The following is a 1,380-nucleotide window of genomic DNA, read 5'->3' as shown; positions in this document are numbered from 1 at the left end:
ATAACTTTCAGATCGTCTTCTGAATAATAATACCTCATAAACTTAATCTTCTCAACACCTATCCCATGTTCTCCACTAGGAACCCCACCTAACTTTATAGCTAACTTAGTAATTTCCTCCCCAGCCCTTATTGCGTTAAGAGTATTTTCTACACTCTTAGGATCAAAACCTATTAGAGGATGTAAAGTGCCATCTCCAGCATGAAAGCTATTAGCTACTGGCAGATTGTATTTCTTGCCTATCTCATAAGTGTATCTTAAGATAACTGGTAATTTAGACCTAGGAACGTTTGCGTCTAAAGTCAAATATGCTGGTGAATAATACGCAAAAGAAGGGAAGGCTCCCTTCCTTCCTAACCACCATCTATTCTTTTCCTCCTCGTTTTTTGGAATGTAAATTTCTCCTGCAGAATTCCTAATCGCATTAATGACTTTTTCTTCTTCCTCCTCTACACTTTTTGAATACCCATCGAGCTCAATCAAAAGTATAGCATCTACGATTGGATAATTTGCCTTATACTGTGTGTTTTCAATAGCGATAATTGAATTTTTATCTAAAAACTCCATAGCTGAGGGGGTTACTCCACTCTTATATACATTTACAACAGCCTTAGCTGCATCTTCTACTGAGTTGAATGCCGCCATTATAGTTTTGCTGGACTCAGGTTTAGGGAATAACCTTAATGTTGCCCTTAAAATAACTCCTAAAGTCCCCTCTGCTCCTACAAAAATTGAAGTGGGATCAAAGAAATTAGCTCCACCTATCTCCTCCACTGTTCCATCAGTAAGCAGTACCTTCAACTTAATCACACTATCAAAAGTCGTACCATACTTAGGAGTATGCATCCCTCCAGAATCGTGGCTTATATTTCCACCTATAGAAGAAACCACATAGCTTGAAGGGTCAGGGGCATAAAATAAATTAGTGTTAGATAAAACCTTATTTATCATGAAATTAGCTACTCCCGGACCTACCTCTACTTCGTATCCATTTACACTATAAATCTTATTTAACCTAGTTAAAGAAACAACTATTTCTCCTTGAGTTGGTGTAGTAGAACCGCTTAAACTAGTCCCAGATCCCCTTATCAAATATTTAACATTATTCTCATTTAATAGGTTTACAACATTTATTACTTCTTCTTCATTACCGGGTAATATAACAGCTTTAGGTTCTACCTTTAGAGGGATAAAAGCTGGATATGAGAATAACTTAACATTTTCGTCCTCAATTACCCACTGATCTCCAACGATCTCTTTTAGCTTTTGTAGAAGCATGGTCAAGTTAACAATTCGAATGACGATTTAAAAGTCAGTCTTTTAATATATAGTTTAAGGAGTATATATTTACGTAGTAATGTAACATACTAGAAAAGATTAG

The 1,380-nt window shown here is 36.0% G+C and carries 1 protein-coding gene; it reads right to left on the bottom strand.

The window, feature by feature from the left end:
• Positions 1-1,277, bottom strand: a 1,277-nt coding sequence (locus DMP16_RS09900) for an FAD-linked oxidase C-terminal domain-containing protein (RefSeq protein ID WP_143577192.1), incomplete at its 3' end; no start/stop codon positions are given.
• Positions 1,278-1,380 lie beyond the last annotated feature (103 nt).

Origin of the sequence: Sulfolobus sp. B1 (assembly GCF_007050195.1) — an archaeon.
Lineage (GTDB): Archaea > Thermoproteota > Thermoprotei_A > Sulfolobales > Sulfolobaceae > Saccharolobus.
This window is presented reverse-complemented; position numbering and strand designations above follow the sequence as displayed.